The sequence below is a fragment of the Erwinia sp. INIA01 genome, assembly GCF_025947915.1.
GTDB classification, from domain to species: domain Bacteria; phylum Pseudomonadota; class Gammaproteobacteria; order Enterobacterales; family Enterobacteriaceae; genus Erwinia; species Erwinia coffeiphila.
In genome coordinates this window covers 133,568-152,737 of the sequence record NZ_JAPDNC010000012.1, presented here as the reverse complement: position 1 = coordinate 152,737, position 19,170 = coordinate 133,568, and the positions used below count along the sequence as shown (strand labels likewise).

General features: G+C 58.5%; 17 protein-coding genes. 13 read left to right on the top strand and 4 right to left on the bottom strand.

Annotated features, from left to right (window positions below):
* Position 1: 1 nt before the first annotated feature.
* Positions 2–1,219, bottom strand: a complete 1,218-nt coding sequence (locus tag OMR58_RS20475; RefSeq protein WP_264546798.1) for a beta-ketoacyl-[acyl-carrier-protein] synthase family protein — start codon at positions 1,217–1,219, stop codon at positions 2–4.
* A 403-nt stretch (positions 1,220–1,622) separates the two neighbouring features.
* Between OMR58_RS20475 and fabG the strand changes: the two genes are divergently transcribed.
* A complete protein-coding gene (fabG, locus tag OMR58_RS20470; RefSeq protein WP_264546797.1) occupies positions 1,623–2,381 on the top strand; it encodes a 3-oxoacyl-ACP reductase FabG in 759 nt (252 codons plus the stop codon).
* Here the strand turns inward: fabG and OMR58_RS20465 are convergent.
* From OMR58_RS20465 to OMR58_RS20455, 3 genes are all read right to left on the bottom strand, one after another.
* The gene (locus OMR58_RS20465; protein ID WP_216364334.1) at positions 2,367–2,873 is read right to left on the bottom strand and encodes an acyl-CoA thioesterase; all 507 of its coding nucleotides are present in this window, start codon (positions 2,871–2,873) and stop codon (positions 2,367–2,369) included. The genes fabG and OMR58_RS20465 overlap by 15 nt on opposite strands.
* A complete protein-coding gene (locus OMR58_RS20460; protein ID WP_264546796.1) occupies positions 2,864–3,295 on the bottom strand; it encodes a hypothetical protein in 432 nt (143 codons plus the stop codon). Before OMR58_RS20460 ends, OMR58_RS20465 begins: the two co-directional genes overlap by 10 nt.
* Positions 3,296–3,589: 294 nt before the next feature.
* Complete coding sequence (locus tag OMR58_RS20455) at positions 3,590–5,614, bottom strand: TonB-dependent siderophore receptor (RefSeq protein ID WP_264546795.1); 2,025 nt, start codon at positions 5,612–5,614, stop codon at positions 3,590–3,592.
* A gap of 125 nt (positions 5,615–5,739) precedes the next feature.
* Here OMR58_RS20455 and OMR58_RS20450 point away from each other — a divergent pair, with 125 nt between their 5' ends.
* The 12 genes from OMR58_RS20450 to OMR58_RS20395 all read left to right on the top strand — a co-directional run bounded on the left by OMR58_RS20450 (position 5,740) and on the right by OMR58_RS20395 (position 19,156).
* A complete protein-coding gene (locus OMR58_RS20450) occupies positions 5,740–6,639 on the top strand; it encodes a helix-turn-helix domain-containing protein (protein WP_146114107.1) in 900 nt (299 codons plus the stop codon).
* Between the two features lie 35 nt (positions 6,640–6,674).
* A complete protein-coding gene (locus OMR58_RS20445; RefSeq protein WP_264546794.1) occupies positions 6,675–7,730 on the top strand; it encodes a hypothetical protein in 1,056 nt (351 codons plus the stop codon).
* Positions 7,731–7,745: 15 nt separating this feature from the next.
* A complete protein-coding gene (locus OMR58_RS20440) occupies positions 7,746–8,147 on the top strand; it encodes a hypothetical protein (protein ID WP_200559883.1) in 402 nt (133 codons plus the stop codon).
* Positions 8,148–8,165: 18 nt separating this feature from the next.
* Positions 8,166–9,929 carry an ABC transporter ATP-binding protein gene (locus OMR58_RS20435; RefSeq protein WP_264546793.1) on the top strand — a complete coding sequence of 588 codons (1,764 nt, stop codon included), beginning with the start codon at positions 8,166–8,168 and terminating at the stop codon, positions 9,927–9,929.
* Positions 9,916–11,619 (top strand): ABC transporter ATP-binding protein, encoded by a 1,704-nt coding sequence (locus OMR58_RS20430; RefSeq protein ID WP_264546792.1) that lies wholly within the window; start codon positions 9,916–9,918, stop codon positions 11,617–11,619. The genes OMR58_RS20435 and OMR58_RS20430 overlap by 14 nt, the downstream gene beginning before the upstream one ends.
* 130 nt (positions 11,620–11,749) lie before the next feature.
* On the top strand, positions 11,750–12,181 hold the full coding sequence (locus OMR58_RS20425; protein ID WP_264546791.1) for an OsmC family protein: 432 nt from the start codon (positions 11,750–11,752) through the stop codon (positions 12,179–12,181).
* 177 nt (positions 12,182–12,358) lie between these two features.
* Positions 12,359–12,817, top strand: coding sequence for an RcnB family protein (locus tag OMR58_RS20420; protein WP_200559880.1), 459 nt, complete (start codon positions 12,359–12,361; stop codon positions 12,815–12,817).
* 329 nt (positions 12,818–13,146) lie between these two features.
* Entirely contained in the window at positions 13,147–14,055 is a 909-nt protein-coding gene (locus tag OMR58_RS20415; protein WP_264546790.1) for a homocysteine S-methyltransferase family protein, read from the top strand.
* 58 nt (positions 14,056–14,113) lie between these two features.
* Positions 14,114–15,658, top strand: a complete 1,545-nt coding sequence (locus OMR58_RS20410) for an ABC transporter substrate-binding protein (RefSeq protein ID WP_264546789.1) — start codon at positions 14,114–14,116, stop codon at positions 15,656–15,658.
* Positions 15,659–15,695: 37 nt separating this feature from the next.
* Positions 15,696–16,685: an ABC transporter permease gene (locus OMR58_RS20405; RefSeq protein ID WP_264546788.1), complete on the top strand. Its 990-nt coding sequence runs from the start codon at positions 15,696–15,698 to the stop codon at positions 16,683–16,685.
* 74 nt (positions 16,686–16,759) lie between these two features.
* A complete protein-coding gene (locus OMR58_RS20400; RefSeq protein WP_200559876.1) occupies positions 16,760–17,569 on the top strand; it encodes an ABC transporter permease in 810 nt (269 codons plus the stop codon).
* A 3-nt stretch (positions 17,570–17,572) separates the two neighbouring features.
* Positions 17,573–19,156 carry an ABC transporter ATP-binding protein gene (locus tag OMR58_RS20395; RefSeq protein ID WP_264546787.1) on the top strand — a complete coding sequence of 528 codons (1,584 nt, stop codon included), beginning with the start codon at positions 17,573–17,575 and terminating at the stop codon, positions 19,154–19,156.
* Positions 19,157–19,170 lie beyond the last annotated feature (14 nt).

Sequence of the window (19,170 nt, the reverse complement as noted above, 5' to 3'; positions counted from 1 at the left end):
ATTAAAAACCTATTACCAGGCTGGAGTTGGTGCCGCCAAAGCCTGCCGAATTACACAGCGCTGAAGTCAACGGCTGCTGGCGGGTTTCAGTGATTATGTCGAGATGCGAGGTCGCTTCATCGCCGCCATCAAAGTTAATGTTGGCGGTCATAAAATCATTCCTTGCCATCAGACAGCTGTACACCACCTGTGCGGCCCCGCTCATCCATAATTCGTGCCCGGTCATGGATTTGGTTGAAGAAACCGGCACGCCGCGCTCGCCGAAAATATCAAGAATATTGCCGGCTTCCATCGCATCACCCAGCGGGGTCGATGTGGCGTGCGCGCAAAGATAGGAAATATCCTGCGGCATCAGTTCGGCATTTTTCAGCGCCATACGCATCGCGCGGCCCAGCCCGGTGCGGCTCGGCGCGACGATATTTTCTCCATCGGAGGAGAAGCCGTAACCGAGAATCTCTCCCCAGATCGGAGCCCTGCGTGCAACGGCAAGATCGTAGCGTTCCAGTACCAAAACGGCGGCACCGCCGCCGGGTACAAGCCCGTCGCGGCTTTTGGCAAACGGCCGACTGGCTGACTGCGGGTTATCAACGCGGGTTGAAAACGCACCCAGTCCATCAAAGCTACAGGTGGCCTGCCAGTTGATTTCCTGCGCTCCGCCGCAAATGATGCGATCCTGGCGGCCAAGCATAATCAGGTCAGCGGCCTGACCCACCGCGTGCCCGCTACTGGCACAGGCACCGCTGATTGACCAACTTGCTCCCTGCGTACCCAGAATGGCATTGAGGTTTATGGTGGTGGTGGAGGTCATCGACTGAAATACCAGGCCACTGCCCAGTCGCGACGTATCACGCAGCTCTTCCAGGCGGTTGGCCTGTTCAATACCGGCCAGGACGCTGGAGTCACAGCCAAAAATTAATCCACTTCGGTCGTTGCGAATGTCATCAGATGACAGGCCGGAATCATCCAGAGCGCAAAATGCGGCTTCAGCAGCCCATTCAACGAACTGTGGCGTAGTTTTACGCTGTTTACGGTTTAGCGGAAAACGGGGGGAGAAGTTTTTTATTGCACCGGCCAACGGTGAATTAAAACCTAAATCCTGTCGTACAGGATCGATGACGATGCCAGAACGGCCGTGATATAACGCATCAGTGACTTCACTGACCGAGGTTCCAATACTGGAAACAATCCCTAATCCTGTAATAGCAACACGGTGTAACATATCCACTCCCTGTTCGAATGATGGAATGTTAATACGATGCGCAAGGCATCATTCTATTCACAATAGAACCCCCGCAATCCTGCGTGGGGATATGCTTACGTCTGCAAGTAATCCGTTCTGGCAATATGCTCTTGAGTGCCAGGTGTAAAAAGGCTCTATTTCGTTATCGTTTAAAGTGCTTTATCATTAATAGATGTTGTTTTGGCATCTTACCGTTTTATGCCGTTTTTCATTTTAATTATTAATGCTGCGGTTATTAAAAATAATTTCTTATGTTTCTGTGGTGTCTAATTAATGAATATTATTATTCTAATGTAATAATTTTTTAATTTTAAATAGAGTTAAAATCATTATCGAGTAGTTTATAGGCCCTGTTATATAGACAAAAAAGGAGATAATTAACATGGATACAGCGGCAACACGACAGAGGCCAGGGAGCCACGTTGCGCTGGTGACCGGGGCGAGCAGGGGAATTGGCGCTGCTGTTGCGCGCAGGCTGGCCGGAGAGGGTTTTTCACTCTGGTTAAACTATCGCCGTGAGCACACTGCCGCCGAAGCGCTACGTGATGAAATCGTCGCAGCCGGGGGGGAGTGTCGGTTACTGCCTTTTGACGTCTCTGACGCGGTACAATGCCGTGAGGTGCTGGAGCCGCTGATCGAGCAGTACGGCGCGCCTGCAGTGCTGGTGAATAATGCCGGTTTCGCCTGTGATAACGTCCTGGCGATGATGACGCGTGAGGAGTGGGACCGTGTGTTACAGGTGCACCTGGGAGGTTTTTATAATGTGACCTCGACCGTATTGCCGGCAATGCAGCGCAGGCGGGGGGGCCGCATTATCAATATCGCCTCCACCGCCGGGCAAACCGGCGTTGCGGGCCAGGTCAACTATTCGGCTGCGAAGGCCGGGCTGATTGGCGCGACCCGTTCACTGGCGGTTGAGCTGGCGCGCCGCAATATACTGGTTAACGCCGTGGCTCCGGGATTTATCAGCACGGATATGACATCGGCGCTGCCGCTGGAAAGCATTAGCAGTACGATCCCACTGCGCCGCGTTGGCGAACCCGAGGAGGTGGCATCCGTTGTCAGCTTTTTCGCTTCTGAAGGGGCCAGCTATATTACTGGCCAGGTGATTGGCGTTAACGGTGGATTATTTACCGGCTGATAGCAAGGGAGGGATCTGGCCCAGCTTCCAGCGCTGACAAAATTCGGCATAGAAGTCGGGCTGCTGGGTCAGATACTCTCCCGATTTTAATGTAAACATCTGCACGCTAAAGCCCGTTGCGACCGTCTCGCCCTGTGTGTTAATAATTTTATAAGACATGTTCATCCGTGCCGCTTCACTCCAGTGCAGGCGAGCGACTATCCGGCAGCGTTCAGCAAACGCCAGCGGGCGATGATAGTTAACAAAAAGTTGTTTGATCGGCGCAGGAACCTGCTCCCGATAAAGCGTGGAATAACCAATACCTAAATGTTCCCCCAGCGCGACGCGCGCATCTTCGAAGTAGCTGGCGTAGTGCCCGTGCCAGACAATTTCCAGCGAGTCCACTTCGTCAAAACGCACAATACGTTTCACGCTGTATTCAATCGGTTCTGGTGCCGCACTGCCGTCAAGGCAGTGCGATGAAGCAAAATAGGGATATCGCGTCATTGCCATGCCTCGGTATGCTCCAGTTCGAAAACGAGGCTTGTGCAATCTATCTCATTACTGGAAATCACTGCCTGGTATTCGCCAGTATGGCGGCCTGGTTTAACGGCAACGGATACCGTTTCCCCCGGTTTTATGGGATGTAAAAACTTGCAGCGTTTAACACCGGCCAGCTGCGCACTTTTTCCTGCGGCAGCGGTGTAGCGGGCCAGCATAATTTGTACGATCCCTGGCAGTAGCGGGTTATCGGGAAAGTGGCCGCGAAAGCCGGAAAAATCAGTCGTTAAAATAAAACTACAGTACATTTTATCCGGCTCACCTTCCCGGCAAATTAATTGCGGCGGTGAAACGACAAAGCGGGATAATTCTTCGGATAATCCGGGCATCTTCTTCTCCCTTTGGGTGCAGACAGTCTTGTCAATGATACTCATCAGATAATCTGTTTTTTGTCGTGAAATGGCGTCGGATATCTATATTAGGCTATTGCAATATGTCATGTGGTGAGATTTCATTATTTTGTAATGGTGGGATATTTTCTTTGGAAACTAAGTGTTAATCATTCTTTAGGGAATAGTGTGATTATTGGTGGTGTTTGATATTTAATACGTAATTTAAATCGTAAATAAATGATAATAACGATTAGCGTTCAGATCGAAATTAATGATGACACAATCCCGGTTGCAGATAATACGGGGTGGACACATCACCACCCCGTGAGTTATCAATCAGAACAGATCGACCCGGACGTCCAGACCCGCAGTACGTCCATTGTTTACCTGGGCGTAGGCCGCACCGTTCTGCACGATGCCGTAAGTGCGGTAGCGGCGATCCATCAGGTTGTCGATATACGCGGTAATATTCACCCGCTCGGTTGCCTGCCAGCCGAGGCGAATATCAGTGGTGGCATAGCTGCCCTGGCGCAGGGTGTTATCACCGTCAAAATAGTGCTCGCCGACGAGATTCAGCGCCAGGCGCGGTGTCAGCGCGCCCCACGGCGTATCAACAATACCGTTCAGGCTGGTTCCGGCGCTGAAGCGCGGCACGAACGGCACGCGGTTATCGGCATACAGTTCGCTGTCGCCGGTAAACTCGGAACGTACCCAGTTGCCGTTAACATCCCAGGACCATCCCGGTGTGAACGTCCAGCTCGCGCTCAGTTCAGCCCCCGTCGCATCGGCGGCACCGGCGTTGCTCAGGCTCTGATAGCCCACCGGGCCGGAATAGAGCTGTAGATTTTTGGTGTGGGTGTAGAACAGCGCGCCCTGAACTCGCAGAGCGTCGCCTTCGTAGCGGGAGCCGATTTCATAGTTAATCGACTTCTCCGCATCGTACGGCGTGGCGCTGACTAACGGCGTCGGCTGAATGCTGAACCCGGCCGGTTTATAGCCCTGGGCCACGCGCACATAGCCACGCAGTTCCGGGGTAAACTGCCAGCCTGCCGATACCTGGCCGAGCAGATTGTCGTCGCGGGTTTTGCCTTTGTCGCCCCAGCCGTAGCCCATGCTGCTGCCGTTATAATCCGTTTTGGATTTATCGTGGGAGTAGCGCAGACCGCCGCCGAGGTCGAAGCGGTCGGTCAGGTGCCAGGTCAGATCGCTATAGGCGGCCAGCGTTTCGTTGGCGGTCCAGCCACGGGTGCTGCTGATTGGAACGCCGCTGTACGTGTAGGCGGAGTCCACCGTTTCCCGGCTGTTCTGGCGGTAAAGGCCAAACACCATATCCACCGGCGTGTTGCCGCCGAAGGTGGCCGCGCGCAGCTCCTGGGTGTCCTGATTCCAGCGTTCCGGCAGGCTGGCGTTATAGGCCGAATAGGGGAATTCACGCTGATAGTTTTGCTGCTGCCAGGCACCGATCAGACTGAACAGCCAGCCGTCGGTACGGTACTGGGTGCTCAGCGACTGGCTGTGCGTGCAGCGGCGCAGATGGGGATCGCCGCTGCCGTCGCTGATTTCCAGCGTGCGGCTCTTTTCATTATCGTACGGCAGATAGGTGTCCTGGGTGGCGTGGGTGCACTCTTCGCTAACCGCCACGCTGGCTTCCCACGGCTGGTCTTCCGGTGCCAGGCGCAGACGGAAATCGCCCAGATTGGTACGCGAGCCGCCCAGATTATCACTGCCGGTCGCCGGGTTGGTCATCGATCCGTTATCCACCTGGCGCAGCAGAGTGGCGCTGCCGTAGAGCAGGCCGGTGGCGAGCGGGCCGCTCAGATTCACTTTGGTGTGATAGCCGTCCCGGCTGGCGATCCCGCCTTCCACATAGCCGCGCGGCGTGTCATCCGGTTTCCGGGTGACGATGTTGATAATCCCGCCCTGCGCGCTTTTGCCGTACAGCGTTCCCTGCGGGCCGCGCAGCATCTCCACGCTTTCCACATCGCCCAGCGCCTGCATGGCATAGGTCGACAGCTGCGGGACGCCGTCCACGTAAATGCTGACCGCCGGATTATAGAAGTCCTGCGCCGACGAGATGCCGCGCAGCGACACCGACTGGAAAATCAGGCTGCCGCTGTTGCCCATCGTCAGGCCCGGCAGCACTTTGGGTAGCTCGTCGGTGCGCGTCACGTTGGCCTGCGCCAGCTCTTCCGCACTGACCTTCACCGAGGAAACGTTCTTTGCGGAAGCCGAGTCCGGTGACTGTTTACTGGCGTTGACCAGCATCGTATCTGACGGTGAGTCGTTGGCACCTGCGGCCAGCGCGAGGGGGCTGAGCAGCAGGCTGCTGATGACCAAAGGAGTAAGGCGCAAGACAAGCATAGAGGCATCCCGGTGAGTAAAGAAAAAATCGAGCTTACGTGAGCGCTGCCGAAAAACGGTTGCACAGTACGGACGAACATTGCACGATAAAGCTAAATAAAAATCATTATCACTCGGAGGGCCTTGTGTCTGATTCACAGCTGGCTAAACTGCCAACGTCGGGAATGCGGCGCTGGCAGCTGACGCCGAAGATCCGTTTAACCTCGGTGCAGGCCACGCTGGCCGACGATTTGGAACTGCGCGGGGAGGGCGATGCTCACCTGTCGCTGGTGATGATGTGCGAGGGGGCCGGATGGTTCCGCCTTAACCGGCAGGCGATTCAGCACTACTGCGCGGACAGCTTCTGGCTCTCCTGCGCCAGCGGCCGCTGCCAGGGCTATGATTTTTTCCCTCGGCATCACTTTTACCATTTGCTGATCGTCGACTTCTCGCCGGAGCTGCTGTCGCTGGTGGAAGAGTGCGGCCTGCGGGTACCCGGTGATGAGCCGAAGGTGTTTAGTGCGGCGCTAACCGAACCGCTGAAGGCGACGATGATGGCGATTCAGCAGGGATGGAATGAAGCTTCGCCGCTGGCTGCACTGCATCTTGAAAGCCTGGCGCTGAACGCGCTGTGGCTGGCGTTAGGGCAGCTGCAAACGCAGCAGGAAGCGCGTCCGCTACCGACGGCATCCCGGCTGCCCAGCCGCGAGCGTAAGCGGCTGATTGCCGCCCGCGATGTCATCCGCCAGCAGGCCAGCGAACCGTTGTCGATTGAAGAAATGGCGCGTACCGCCGGGCTGAGCCTGATGGCGTTTAAACGCGGCTTCCGCGCCATGTTTGGCATCACGCCATGGAACTACGTGATTGAGTGTCGGCTAAAGCTGGCGCAAAACCTGCTGGAAGAGAGCGCGCTGCCGCTGAGCGATATCGCCCTGCGCTGCGGTTTCGCCCACGCCAGCCATCTGACGCGATTTTTCCAGCGTCAGTATGGTCAGCCGCCGGGGCGCTATCGCAGCAGCTGTCAGCAGGTTCGCATGGCGGGCTGAGCCGCCACGACACATTTAGCCGCACGGGAGTAGAGATGAACAGCCAGATCAATCAACCGCAGCCCGCGTGGTTGCGTGCCGGGAGCAACGCTGCCGGGCAACTGCCTGACGATCGCCGCCGCGCCGCGCTGGCGGCGTTTCTCGCCGAAAGCGAAAGCCTGGCTCCGCTGCTGATGCTGCACAGTCTGATGCGGCTGGAATTTTGTGCAGAAGATCGATGGCAGATTGCCGATCGCCGTCAACAGCTGCGGATTGCCCCCTGCTTCGACGAACTGCTACAGCGCTGGCATCTGCACTTACTTGATGAGGGGCTGCTGGACAGCCACGACGATGACATCTGGACGCTGTCACCGTGTGCGCCCGCAGAGCACCAACTGGAACAGCGCATTGATGATGCACGGCATCGCCTGCGGCAGCTAATGAGCTGGTTGGATGATGCAACACCGCTGGCGGATGCGCTCTTCAGCCGTTCACAGCAGATGGAAGACTGGCTTCGTGCACCGTCGCTGGCGAAGGATTGGCGGCCGGATCTGAATCTGCATCAGCTGCTGCATCTGCCGGGAATTATCAGCGACTATTTTGCCGGAATCGCCGTCAGCGTGCTGCCCCTGCTGCTGGACGAGAGTCGCAGCGACGTTCCCAGCCTGCTGGCTCTGGGCCATACGCCGCCGCGCCTGCAGGACTGCTTTACCCGCGTCGCTGCCTCGGTGGTGCCGCTGGATAGCGAACGCTCACTGGCAGACCAGCTGCCCGGCGACAGCCTGCATGATGCGGTGGTGCTGAGCGACCTGCTCAATCAGCCTTCTCCTGATCATCTGCTGGCCGAGCTGAGGTCCTGGCTGGCTCCGGGTGCGGTGCTGATGCTGCTACAGAATACCGCAGAGCGGCCGCTGCACTGGGTGACACCTGCGGCGGTCCAGGCTCACGCACGTGTCGGACAGCTGGAAGCGCACTGTGAGCATCGCTGTCAGCAGATGCTGAGCCAGGCGGGCTTTGCGCTGCTGCAAAGCTGGCCGCAGACGGATTCACCGATGGCGTTCACCGGTCAGCGGCTGTTTGTCGCTCGTTACGATCCTTCTTCTTTTCGTTAGCTGCAGAGGTCTGAGATGTCTGAACCTGTTATTGATACGCACGCCTGGCCGCTGGTGCACTATGTGATGCCCGAGCGCGTGGCGGATGAGGATGCACCGCAGCATATCGCGGCGCTGCAGGCGGTGCTCGATCGTCAGCAGCCGTTCGTGCTGATTTTCAGCGGCGTGGAGCTGCCGAAAGATTCCGCCCACTTCTTTCGCCTATATAAGAAATGGGGCAGCGAAACGCGCGCTGCCCAGCAGCGCTACTGCCGGGGCGCGGTTCGGGTCGAACCGGATGAGGCTAAGCGCCGTTCGCTGTGGCGTAAAGCGCTGCGCTATCTGACCACCCGCACCATACCTTACCCCTACGAAGTTGTTGCCAGCGGGCAGCAGGCGGAACAGCAGGCGCAACGCTGGCTGCAGGATCTTAATTAACCCCACTTCGGACAGACTATGACGGTTGAAACGGTATCACCGCTGCTGACGCTGCGGCGGCTTCTTGCTGCTGAAAAATCAACGCTGCTGCTGGCGTTAACGATCTCTGCCAGCAGCGTATTGCTGGAGCTACTGCCCTGGTATCTGCTGTGGCGGGCGGTGGGCGTGGTGGAGCAGGGCGGTTCGCTGCTGCATCTGGGAGGCTGGCTGGCGCTGGCGCTGGTGTGTAAATATCTGCTGGCTTCGCTGGCGGGCTATTTTAGCCATCTGGCCGCCTTCCGCGTGCTGCATCACACCCGCCTGCGCATTGCCCGCGCCCTGACCCGGCTGCCGCTGATGCAGTTGGCCCCCTTCAGCGCAGGCAGCCTGCGCAAAATCATCATGAACGACGTGCAGCGGCTGGAGGACTTTATTGCCCACCACACCGTCGATCTGATCTCTGCGTTATTCAGTCCGCTGATTGCCGCACTTTTTCTGTTCTGGCTGGACTGGAAAATGGCGCTGGCGGCGCTGCTGACCGTGCCGCTGGCAATTGTCGCCCAGCGTCTGTGCCTGCGCGGTATGGCCGAGCGTACCCGGGAGTATCACCTGGCGACTGAGCGCCTGAATTCGGCGATTGTGGAGTATGTGCGTGGTATTCCGGTGATGAAGGCATTTAGCCAGGATACGCGTTCTTTCCGCCTGCTGGACGACAGCCTGCGAGACTATCACCAGCTGGTGGTACGTTTCACCCGCCGAGCGGTTCCTGCCTGGTCGCTGTTTGTGGTGCTGCTGAATGCCAGCATCTTTATTTTGCTGCCGCTGGGATTGTGGCGCGTGAGCCAGGGAACACTGTCGGTTTCTGCGCTGTTGCTGATCCTGATGCTCGGCAGCGGGCTGCTGAAGCCGCTGCTGCGCGTGACCTTTTTTGGTTCGCTGATCCGTGAACTGTTCGCCGGTCTGAGCCGGATGGCACCGTTTCTTGATGATGCCTCAGAGGGACATTCCGCCGCCACGGTGACTTCGCCGAGCGGTATTACGCTAATCGCCCGCGATTTGAGCTTCAGCTACGAGCAGCGCACGGCGATTGATACGCTGAATATGACGCTGCAACCCGGCGGTTTCTATGCGCTGGTGGGGCCATCCGGCGCAGGAAAATCGACGCTTGCAGGGCTGCTCTCGGGGATGCTGCCGCCAACGAGCGGGACGGTCACGCTGGGTGGCATGGCGCTGGCCGAGATGGATGATGCCACCCGCGCCTCGCTGCTGGCGGTGGTCAGCCAGCAGGTGTTTCTGTTCAAAGGTTCGCTGGCCGACAACCTGCGTCTGGCTCAGCCGCAGGCCAGCGATGAACAGCTGTGGCAGGCGCTGGAGATTGCTCAGGGGCGTGCCTTTGTCGAGGCATTACCGCAGGGGCTGGCGACAACAATCGGCGAGGGCGGGGCGCGGCTTTCCGGCGGTGAACGCCAGCGTATCGCCATCGCGCGCGCTCTGCTGGCGGAGACGCCGCTGCTGATCCTTGATGAGGCCACCGCTTTTGCCGATCTGCTCACCGAGGCTGCCTTCTATCGGGCACTCCGCCAGCAGCGCCCGACGGTTACCGTACTGACCATCGCTCACCGGCTATTCGCCGTTCAGCAGGCCGACTGCCTGCTGGTGATGGAAGCGGGGCGGTTAACCGGATGCGGAACGCATCAGCAACTGCTTAATGAGCACCGGCTTTATCAACAGATGTGGCACAGCCAGTCTCAGCTGGCACAGTGGCAAATCCGCCGAGAGGAAGATACCCATGTCAATGCTTAGTCCGCTTCAGCACAGTGCGGAAGGCCGCCGCCAGGTGCTGACCGGGATGCTGCTGAGGCTGATAGCCCAGCTGTGTACGGTTGCGCCACTGTTTATTGCCTGGCTGGCGATCGGCGACATCACGCCGGGGGCCGGAAGCTGGTCGCATTGGCCGCAGCTGCTGACGGCACTGCTGGCCTGCCTGCTGGTTCAGCTGTTGTGTTCCCACTTTGGTCAGCTCTGGTGCTTTGTGGGCAGCTACGAGGTGATGCAGCGCTACCGTGAAGCGGCGGCGGAACAGCTGCGTCGGCTGCCGCTGGGCTATTTTCAGCGCCACCGGCTCGGGGCCACCACCCAGCTACTGACCGACCATATGATGCGGGTCGAGCAGATTTTTTCTCATCTGCTGCCGGAAGTGGTGACCGGGATCGGCACCGCGCTGATTTTTATCTTGATCCTGCTGGCGATCAACGTGCCGCTAACGCTGGCGCTGATTGCCCCGCTGCCGCTGGCAGTGCTGTTGCTGTGGGGGGGATCTCACTTTTTACTGCGCGGCACCCATCGACAGAGCGAGCGGCTGCTGCGGGTGTCCGGGCTGCTGATCGAGTTTATCGGCGGAATTAAAACGCTGCGACTGTTCCACCGTCATCAGGACATGCTGGCGAAGCTCGACGACGCGTTCGGTGAGATCCGCCGCGCCAGCATGGGGCTGGAAGCCTGGGGAGCCGGGGCGGTGCAGCTGTTCCGCCTGTTTACCGAACTGGGACTGGTGGTGCTGTTTATCGTGGCGGGAGGACTGCTGCAACAGCAGGCGCTCGATCCCCTGACCTGGCTGCTGTTTATTCTGGTGTCGATCAAAGTGCTGGAGCCGCTGCTGGATGCTGCCGCTTACTTCACCTTAATGAGCGTGATGCGGCAGTCGCAGCAGCGGCTGGACGCGCTGATGGACGAACCGGTGCTGAATGAAGAGAACTGCGAGCCGCTGCCGGAAAACAATGCGATCCATTTTACCGATGTGCATTTTAGTTACGACCGACAGCCGACAATTCAGGGTGTTTCATTTGCTGTGCCTGAAGGCAGCGTCACCGCGCTGGTTGGTCCGTCTGGCAGCGGTAAAAGCACGCTGTTGCATCTGCTGGGGCGCTTCTATGAACCTCAAAGGGGGGCAATTTCGCTCGGCGGCGTGCCGCTGGCGCACATCGGCACCCGGGCACTGTATCAGCGTATCGGCTACGTCTTCCAGGATGTGCAGCTGTTCGACGGCTCGGTGCTGGATAACGTCCGTCTTGGCAGGCCGGATGCCAGCGAAGCCGACGTGATGGCCGCCTGCCGTGAGGCGTGCTGCGACGGATTTATCCAACAGCTGCCGCAGGGATATCACACGCGTTTGGGAGAAGGGGCACAGCGTTTGTCGGGTGGTGAGCGGCAGCGTCTTTCGATTGCCCGCATGATGCTGAAAGACCCGCCGGTGATCCTGCTGGATGAAGTGACGGCGCTGCTCGACCCGCTTTCGCAGGCGGATATTCAGCAGGCGCTGACCCGTCTGGCACGCGGCCGCACGGTGTTGATCATCGCGCATCGCCTGCGCACCGTGGAGTACGCCAGCCAGATTCTGGTCATGGAACATGGGCAGATTGTCGAACGCGGTAGCCATCAGCAACTGTTGGCACAGGGGGGGATCTATCGGCGCATGTGGCAGGAGCAGGAGTAAACCGGCTCGTTAGCGTGCGGGAAAATCAGGTGATTTTCCACACCAGAATGTTCTGTAAGCGGATCGATTCTCGGCGGGTGCTGAGTCAGTGACTATACTGGTAGCTGTGAAAACCAACCGGAGGATAACGATGACCATTCATAAGAAAGGACAGGCGCACTGGGAAGGCGATATCAAGCGCGGTAAAGGTACTATCTCAACGGAGAGTGGGGCGCTGGATAATCAGCCCTATGGTTTTAATACCCGTTTCGAAGGCAAACCCGGCACCAACCCCGAAGAGCTAATCGGGGCCGCGCACTCGGCATGCTTCTCAATGGCGCTGTCGCTGATGCTGGGCGAGGCCGGGTTTACGCCTGAGAGTATTGATACCGTGGCCGACGTTTCACTGGATAAAGTCGATGGCGGATTTGGCATTACCAAAGTGGTGCTGCAAAGCAAGGTGAAGTTGCCGGGTATCGCGAAAGATGAATTTGATAAAATCATTCAGCAGGCCAAAGCGGGCTGCCCGATTTCCAAACTGCTGAGTACCGAAATCACCCTCGATTATCAGTTGGAAAACTAGTCTGGATACGGGGCTTATCCATAATTTGCCCACAGTGTTAAGAATGCGTAAGCCCCGAGAAAAAGATCCGCTAATCCGGCGGAATTAGGAGTTCGGGAGATAGGGAAGTGTTGACGGATGCCCGATATTGCTGGGTAACGACAGTATGCAGGTCGTGAGCAAATTGAGGGCATCAAGATGAAAAAAACAACACTGGCACTGGTTCTTAGCGTATTAACCGCAAGCAGCTTCTTTTCCACCTTCTCGCACGCTGACGGCCCGGGAAATGGTCCGGAACGTCAGTGGCATCAGCAGGGTGGGGGCCAGCCTGACCGGGGCGATCGTCACGATCGCAGCGATCGCGGCGGCCCGGATCGTCATGACAATCGTGGACCCGATCGCGATAATCATGAGCGTTTCCGCCCGGCAGAGCGCGATCGTTTTGCCTGGAACGGCCACGACTTCCGTCGCGGACAGCCGCTGCCGCCACATTTCCGCGGTAACGACTACCGGGTGGATGACTGGCATCGCCGCGGTTTGTATGAGCCGCCGCGCGGCGCGTACTGGGGCTACATTGACGGCAACTATGTGCTGATTGCCGCCGCTACCGGCGTGATCACCTCGATCATTCTGGGCAGTGCCCTGGGCCATTACTAAGCTGATTCTGACCGGCGGCCGCTGCCGCCGGTTTTTTACTTTCCGGGGCATCATTTCTGTGACAAAAGACGCTTTGCGTTATCCCCAACCTTCACCGTTCGCTGGCAATGCAAACTAAGTGGGTTGTTGCCTCGCAGATGGGCGTACTTGGTTTAGGATTGGGGCTGGCGAAACTCCTTTTTAACAAGCGTAGTGGGTACGCTCTGAGAACCGCTTTGAGCGCATTTAATACTTAACTTTCCCGGACTTCAGCGTATAGACGTCTGGACATGTAGCCATCAACTTATGTAGCATGCTGTCATTCGAAATTTGCTAACGGGAACAACCGAATGTCGCAGCGGGTAAAAATTCTGGACGGGGGCATGGGGCGTGAACTGGCGCGCATCGGTGCACCTTTCCGCCAGCCGGAATGGTCTGCACTGGCGCTGTATGAAGCGCCGGAGCGCGTCCGTGATGTCCACAACAGCTATATCGCGGCCGGGGCTGAAACGATCACCACTAACAGCTACGCGGTTGTACCCTTCCATATTGGTGAAGAGCGCTTTGCAAATGATGGCGCTCGCCTGGCTGCACTTGCCGGCCAGCTGGCCCGTGAGGCTGCTGATTCTGCCGATATCATTACCCCGGTGCGTGTTGCCGGAAGCCTCCCCCCTGCGCTGGGTTCTTATCGTCCCGATCTGTTTAATGAGCAGCAGGCACAGGCGATCCATCGTGTACTGGTCGCCGCTCAGACACCTTACGTTGATCTCTGGCTGGGTGAAACGATTAGCTCGATTGCGGAAGCAGAATCCATCCATGCCGTGCTTGCCGGTCAGCCCCAGCCGCTGTGGCTTTCATTTACCCTGCAGGATGAGCCTGAGCTGTACGATGCCGTCAGCACCTTACGCTCCGGTGAGAGCGTGGGCGCGGCGGTGAGCAGGGCGATTGAACTGGGCGTAGAAAATGTGCTGTTCAACTGCAGCCACCCTGAGGTGATGTCTTCTGCGGTGAAGCAGGCGGCAGCCGTGCGTGAGCAGCTGGGTGCGGATATCGGCATTGGCGTTTACGCTAACGCATTTGATCACGGCAGCAACAGCGGCGGCGCTAATGAAGGGCTGAGCGCACTGCGCAAGGATACGCACCCTGAAGGCTACCTGAACTGGGCGCAGGAGTGGGTGGCGGCTGGCGCGACGCTGGTCGGTGGCTGCTGCGGTATCGGTCCCGAGCATATCGGTCGACTGGCCGCGGCACTGAAGTAATCTCTACGGCAACGACAGATAAAACCAATAAAAACAAATTAAAACCAGGAAACACAATATGAATCGTCGCGACTTTATTAAAACCACCGGTGCGCTGTCGGTGGCTGCGGCCTGCACCAGCTGGCCATTTACTGCTGCAACGGCGGCTGAAGCGCCGTCCACCACGCCGAAAAAAGGCGGCCATCTGATTGTGGGTATGGATAACGCCTCCAGCACCGACCGCCTCGATCCGGCGTTCTGGTTCGAATCCTATATGTATTTCGTCGGTTCCCAGCTGTTTAACTGCCTGGCGGAAGTCGATGAAAACGGCAAGATTATTCCCTCGCTGGCGGAGAGCTGGGAAACCAGTGACGGCAGCAAAACCTGGGTGTTGAACATTCGTCAGGGCGTGCAGTTCCACGATGGCCGCACGCTAACGGCGAAAGATGTGATTTATTCACTGAACCACCATCGCGATGAAAAATCCAGCTCGTCGGTGAAGGGCTATCTCGACCCGGTTGTATCGCTGGAAGCCACCAGCCCAAATCAGGTGACGATCAAGCTGAAAGAGCCGAACGTGGAATTTATTGCGCTACTCAGCGACGTTCACTTCGCCATTACCGCAGAAAACGAGAATTTTGATAAAGGCATCGGGACCGGTGCTTTTATTCTGGAAAGCTTCAAGCCGGGCGTGCGTACGCTGGTGAAGCGTAATCCGAACCACTGGAACCCGGCTCGTGGCCACGTGGATTCCGTGGAAACGCTGGCGATGAATGATTCCACCGCGCGCGTTGCGGCGCTGGCCAGCGGCTCGGCGCATATTATCAACCGCGTTAACCCACGTATTGTTGACCGCCTGAAGAATATGCCGAACATCCAGCTGCAGCGCTCGCGCGACAGCCAGATCTTCACTTTCCCGGGGCTGGCAACGGCGGCACCGTTTAATACCCTTGACGGGCGTCTGGCACTGAAATACGCCATCGACCGCGAGCAGATTATCAAAACCGTGCTGGGCGGCTACGGCACCGTGGCTAACGATAACCCGATCTTCCCGTCCAGCCAGTACTTTGCGAAAGACATTCCCCAGCGTCCTTACGATCCGGAAAAAGCCAAATTCCACTGGCAGAAAACCGGTTTCTCCGGCCCGCTGGTGCTGTCCGTCGCCGAGTCCGGCTTCCCGGGGGCGGTAGATGCCGGCCAGCTGTACCAAAACTCGGCCACTCGTGCCGGTATTCCTCTGAAGGTTGAGCGCGTGCCGGATGATGCCTTCTGGGATAACGTCTGGATGAAGAAACCGTTTGTTTCCTCAAACTGGTCGCTGCGCCCGACGGCGGATGCGCTGCTGTCGCTGGTGTTTACCAGTAATGCACCGTGGAATGAGTCGCAGTGGAAAGAGCCTAAGTTTGACCAGCTGGTTAACGCTGCCCGTGGCGAGCAGGACGAGCAGAAGCGCCGTCAGATTTACCACGACATCCAGCTGATGCTGGTGGAGCAGGGCAGCGAAATCATTCCGCTGTATGCCGACTCGCTGGACGCCAGCAGTAAAAAAATCAACGGGTTTGTCGCGATTCCGGGCTTCACTATGAGCGGCAACCGCGCGGCGGAAAAAGTGTGGTTCGCCTAACGGTTTCCCGGTTCAGCTTCAGGTTGCAGGATATCTTTTGAGTAATTTGCGTGAGACAAAGGGGAAGGGGCACCTTCCCCTGTTAAAACTAATCGGGCTGCGGCTGTTGGCCGGTGTGGTGATGCTGCTGGTGGTATCGGCGCTGATCTTTATCGGCATCCAGCTGCTGCCCGGCAACGCGGCAACGGCTATTCTAGGCCAGACTGCAACGCCACAGGCGGTGGCGGCGCTGAATGAGCAGTTGGGCCTCGACCAGCCCGCGCTGGGCCGCTATCTGGGCTGGCTGGGCGGCGTGCTGCACGGTGATTTTGGCCACAGCTTTACCAGCCGGGAGGCAATTGCTCCGGTGCTGCTGGATCGGCTGGGTAACACGCTGTCGCTGGCCTTTTTCACCGCCATCGTCGCCGTACCGCTGGCGCTGGTGATCGGCTTTCTGTCCGCCCGTTACCAGGGCAGCTGGCTGGACCGGCTGCTAAGCCTGTTTACCCGCGCTGCCGTATCGCTGCCGGAGTTTTTCTCCGGCTATCTGCTGATTCTGATATTTTCCATCACGCTGTTCTGGCTGCCCAGCAACAGCAGCATTTCCGACGATATGCCGCTTGGCGACCGACTGCTGGCCATCGCTCTGCCGTGCATGACGCTGATTCTGGCGATCCTTGGCCATATGAGCAATATGACCCGGGCCGCGCTGGTTAGTGCGCAGAATGCAGCCTGGGTAGATACGGCGCTGATGAAGGGGCTGTCGCCTTCAGCGATCCTGTTCCGACACGTGCTGCCAAACGCTTGGGGGCCGATAATTAACGTTATCGTGTTAAACCTTGCCTGGCTGATGGTCGGCGTAGTGATTGTTGAAAACGTGTTTGTTTACCCTGGCCTGGGGCAGTATATGGTCGACAGTATCAGCAAGCGTGATATCCCGGTGATTCAGGACTGTGCCCTGCTACTGGCGGGGATCTATATTTTGCTGAATCTGCTGGCCGATGTCGTCGCGCTGCTGGCTAACCCGCGCCTGCGCCACAGCCGCTAAGCGGCAGGTATGATTTTTACCCTCGGTGGTGCAGCAAGGTGCACACTGCCGGGACTAACCAGGAATTGATGTGGATGTTTAGGCTGAAATTTGCGGTGCTGCCCGGCGTGATCGGGCTGGGCCTGTTTATTCTGGTGGCGATTTTCGCCCCCTGGCTGTCGCCGTATGCGCCAGATCAGGTAGTGGGCAGCGCATGGAGCGGGGTCACGGCGGAAAACTGGCTGGGGACCGATAACCTGGGGCGCGATCTGCTTTCCCGACTGATCTGGGGTACCCGAACCTCGCTGAGCGTCAGCGCCGTAGCAACGCTGCTGGCCTTTGCCATCGGGACGTTTCTCGGCTTTCTGGCCGGTTTCTGCCGTGGCTGGGTTGACCAGCTTATCTCCAGGCTGAACGATATTCTGATGGCGATCCCCACGCTTATTCTTGCACTGGTGGTGCTGGCGATGCTGCCGAAAACCATTCCGGTGATCGTGCTGGTGCTGGGTTTCCTTGAATCCACCCGGGTGCTGCGTGTGGCGCGTTCGCTGGCGGTGGATATTGCTGCGCAGGAGTTTATTGAAGTTGCCCGGCTGCGCGGTGAGCGCCTGAGCTGGGTGCTGTGGCGTGAGATCCTGCCAAATGCGCTTACCACGCTGATCGCGGAGTTTGCCCTGCGCTTTATCTTTATCCTGCTGTTCCTTTCTGCGCTGTCGTTCCTGGGCATGGGTATTCAGCCGCCGACCGCCGACTGGGGCGGGCTGGCACGGGATAATAAAGACGGCATTCTGTTTGGCGTCTGGGCCGCGCTGATCCCCGGTGCGGCCATCGCGCTGCTGGCGATCGCGCTGAACAGCGTTGCCGACTGGCTGTTAAGCCACCACACCCGCAGCTGGCAGGAGTAAATCATGAGCCAACAACCACTTTTACGCGTTGAGCAGCTGCGGGTCACCGCCGGGAATGCCGTGCTGGTACAGGATATCTCCTTCACCCTGAAAAAGGGCGAGGTGCTGGGGCTGATCGGAGAGTCGGGCGCGGGGAAATCCACCATCGGTCAGGCGATCCTCGGCCATTTCCGTTTTGGCATGAAGCTCGGCGGCGGCAAAATCCATTTTGCCGGGCGCGAGCTGACCGGGCTTTCCGAACGCCAGCTACGCGGCGTGCGCGGCGCGAAAATTGCCTACGTGGCGCAGTCGGCCAGCGCGGCGTTTAACCCGGCGAAAAAGATCGGCGAGCAGGTGATCGAAGCGGCTATTCGCCATCGGATACTGAATCGTCAGCAGGCGATAGTGCGGGCGATTGAGATTTTCAGTCAGCTACAGTTGCCGCAGCCGCAGGACTTTTTCCACCGCTATCCGCATCAGGTGTCGGGCGGGCAGCTGCAGCGTGCGATGATCGCAATGGCGATCTGCGCTGGTCCTGAGTTGATTATCTTTGATGAACCGACCACCGCGCTGGATGTGACCACCCAGCTGGAAGTGCTGAAGGCGATCCGCGAAGTGATCCGCCTGACCGGAGTCGCTGCGCTGTATATCAGCCACGATTTGGCGGTGGTGGCGCAAATCAGCCAGCGCATTATGGTGCTGCGCCACGGGCGTGAGGTGGAGTGCGGCAACACCGCCGAGCTGCTGGCCGCGCCTGAGCAGGCCTATACCCGCGATCTGCTGCACAGCCACGGCGAACCGCATCAACCGCGCAGTACCACGCTGCCGCTGCTGACCGCCGAGCAGATTTCCGTTGATTATCAGGCCAACCGCGTGCTGGACGACGTCTCGCTGACCATCGGGCGGGGCCGGACTCTGGCGCTGATTGGCGAGTCGGGTGCCGGAAAATCGACGCTGGGCAGGTTGATTTGCGGGCTGGTTGCCCCCGCGCACGGTAGCGTGCGCTTTAACGGCCAGCTGCTGCCTGCTGCACTGCGCCAGCGTTGCCGCCAGCAGCTTCAGTCGGTACAGATGATCCATCAGCATCCGGACACCGCGCTGAATCCGCGGCTAACCATCGGTGTGCAGATTGCGCGCTCGATGGTTTGTCTGACCACGCTGACGCCGCTGCAGCGGCAGGCGCGAGTCAGCGAACTGCTGGAAAAGGTCGGCCTGCCGCCGCAGCTGGCGGATCGCTATCCGCACGCGCTGTCCGGTGGTCAGAAGCAGCGCGTCTGTATCGCCCGCGCGCTGGCGGTCGATCCGGCACTGATTGTCTGCGATGAACCGACTTCCGCACTCGATCCGCTGGTCGGTCGCGAAGTGCTGGCCCTGCTGAAATCGCTACAGGAAGAAACCGGCGTGTCGATGCTGTTTATCACCCACGATCTGCACGTGGTCCAGGCGGTGGCCGATGAGGTGATGGTACTGCGCCACGGCAAAGTGGTGCGCCAGGGGCGGCTGGATCAGGTGTTTACCGCGCCGCTGGACGAGTACACCGCCCGGCTGCTGCGGGCGGTGCCTGAAATGCGCGTGGGCTGGCTGGAAGAGGCTGGTGCGGTGGCATAGCTCCGCTGTCCGGC